The following is a 2,460-nucleotide window of genomic DNA, read 5'->3' on the forward strand; positions in this document are numbered from 1 at the left end:
GGCCGTACCAGAACCCCGGGCGGCCGAGCGCGGGCCGGATCGGGGGTGTCCGCGGGCGCGCGTCATCGGCGGCGGGGGCGTCGTCAGCGGCCTCGTCACCGGGGCGGACGTCCTCCGCGCCGGGCGGTGGTTCGTCCTGCGCTCCGGTGGTGGGCGGGCGCTGCGACTCGTACGCGCTCCAGGTGCGGTTGGAGAGGTACCACAGCAGTGTGACCAGGCCGGCCGGCACCACAGCCGCCAGCGCGAGCCGGCGTCCCGGCTGTGCCCACCAGCCGTGTTGCCCGGGCGAGAGGAAGCCGAGCCACGAATGGTGGGCCGTGCAGGCTGCCGAGCCCGCGCACTGCCACACCGTGAGGTCGAGCGCGACCTCGCAGGCGGCGGCGGTCAGCAGCACGGTCAGGGTGAGGGCGACGAGCCGTACCCACACGCCGTACAGCCGCCGGGATCTGGGGAGGCCCTGGGTGGCGGGGCGCATCCAGTGGGCGAGATTGACCACCATGAAGGGAAGCAGCAGCAGCCACAGGGCCCGGGAGCTGTTGCCTGAGGTGAGGTTGGCCCAACTGTAGGCCTCGGGGATCGGGCGGTCGAGGTAGCGCTCGGGGTGCTGTTCGGCGTCGGCGTCGGCGGCGCGCCGGTACACGGCGGCGGTGTTGTCGCCGGTGATCCTGACCGTACGGGCGTCGTCGAGCATCTCCTGCGGGGTGGTCCCGCCGACGCCGTGGACAAGCAGTTCGAGAGCGACTCCGCCGCTGAGCGGGATCGCTGGTTCAGGGGACACGTGGGGGCTCGCTCTCGGGTGGGGGGACCGGCGGCGGCACGCGCGGACAGAACGGCCTTCAGAGTTCCCGCCAGGTGCCGTTCCACGCGTGATATACACCAAATCTCCCCGGACTCCGCCCCCGTCAACCCCCGCCAACTGCCGGGGCCCCCGGCCGGATCCCATGGGAGAATAGGGAAATCGCGATGATCGGACAGGCGGGGTGTGCCTGTCCGGCGGCGGGCGGAACCACACAACGAAGCGGAAGGACCGGACACCGGACGGTGGGCGACAACCAGAACCTCCTCGCTGAGCAACGGCGTGCCCTGATCCTCGACGAGGTGCGCAAACGCGGCGGTGTCCGGGTCAACGAACTCACCCGCAGGCTCAACGTCTCCGACATGACGGTCCGGCGGGATCTCGACACCCTCGCCCGGCAGGGGCACATCGAGAAGGTGCACGGCGGCGCTGTGCCGGTGGCCGACGGGAGTACGCACGAGCCGGGCTTCGAGGTGAAGTCCGCGCTCGAACTCACCGCCAAGGAAGACATCGCGCGGGCCGCGGCGGCCATGGCCGTACCGGGCACGGCGATCGCCCTGTCGGGCGGGACGACGACGTACGCGCTGGCGCGCCATCTCGTCGACGTACCCGATCTGACGGTGGTGACCAACTCGGTGCGGGTGGCGGAGGTGTTCTACGCGGCGCTCCCCGCCGGGGGTGCGGGCGGCCGGCATCCCGGGGCCGCCACGGTGGTGCTCACCGGCGGCGTACGCACCCCGTCCGACTCGCTGGTGGGTCCCGTCGCCGACCAGGCGATCCGCTCGCTCCACTTCGATGTGCTCTTCCTCGGTGTGCACGGCATCTCGGTGGAGGCCGGACTCTCGACGCCGAACCTCGCCGAGGCGGAGACCAACCGGCGGTTCGTACGGTCGGCGCGCCGCGTGGTCGTCGTCGCCGACCACACCAAGTGGGGGACGGTGGGGCTGAGTTCCTTCGCGACGCTGGAGCAGGTCGACACGCTGGTGACGGACGCGGGCCTGCCGGACTCTGCGCGCGAGGAAATGGCCGAGCGGCTGCCGGGACTGGTGGTGGCGGGCGAACCGGAGATCGTGGCGGACGATCCGCGGACGCGCGCGGAAGGCGACGCGGACTCCCCCGCCGAGGCCGGCCCGGAGTCCTAGTCCCGGTCCTCGTCCCCTTCCCGGGACCTCTGGCCGGGGCGGCGCGTACGCCGGGCCGTTCCGGCTCCGCGTGCCTACGATCGCGCCGTGACCCCTTTCCGTATCGACCGCACCGTGCCGCTGTCCGCCGCCGAGGCCTGGCGGCGGCTCACCGACTGGCCGGCCCAGGCCCGTCAGGTGCCCCTGACGACGATCACCGTGCTGACGCCGGGCCCCACCCGGGTGGGAACGGTCTTCGTGGCGCGTACGGCGTTCGGCGGCGCCGGGTTCGACGATCCGATGGAGGTCGTCGAGTGGGAGCCGCCAGCGCCGGGAAAGCCGGCGCGCTGCCGCCTTGAGAAGCGCGGCCGGATCGTCACCGGCTGGGCCGAGATCCGGGTGGCCGAGGAAGGCGGCCGTGCGCGGGTCTCCTGGGTGGAGGACCTGCGGTTCGGCCCGCTGCCCGCACGGCTGGCGCCGCTGGCGGGTCCGCTGACCGCGACCGCCGGACGCGCGGTGTTCGGCCGGGCCGTCGACCGGCTG

The 2,460-nt window shown here is 73.2% G+C and carries 2 protein-coding genes and 1 pseudogene; 2 read left to right on the forward strand and 1 reads right to left on the reverse strand.

Annotation, left to right across the window (positions count from 1 at the left end):
* Positions 1-691 (reverse strand): annotated as a pseudogene (locus QR77_RS02585) (hypothetical protein); the annotation flags it as partial.
* A gap of 350 nt (positions 692-1,041) precedes the next feature.
* On the opposite strand from QR77_RS02585, the gene QR77_RS02590 reads away from it, so the two are divergent.
* Both QR77_RS02590 and QR77_RS02595 read left to right on the forward strand, forming a co-directional pair.
* Positions 1,042-1,938 carry a DeoR/GlpR family DNA-binding transcription regulator gene (locus tag QR77_RS02590; RefSeq protein ID WP_078876449.1) on the forward strand — a complete coding sequence of 299 codons (897 nt, stop codon included), beginning with the start codon at positions 1,042-1,044 and terminating at the stop codon, positions 1,936-1,938.
* Between the two features lie 87 nt (positions 1,939-2,025).
* The coding region (locus tag QR77_RS02595) for an SRPBCC family protein (protein WP_040027165.1) at positions 2,026-2,460 on the forward strand (435 nt) is incomplete at its 3' end.

The organism is Streptomyces sp. 150FB (assembly GCF_000818195.1).
In the GTDB taxonomy this organism is placed as follows: Bacteria; Actinomycetota; Actinomycetes; order Streptomycetales; family Streptomycetaceae; genus Streptomyces.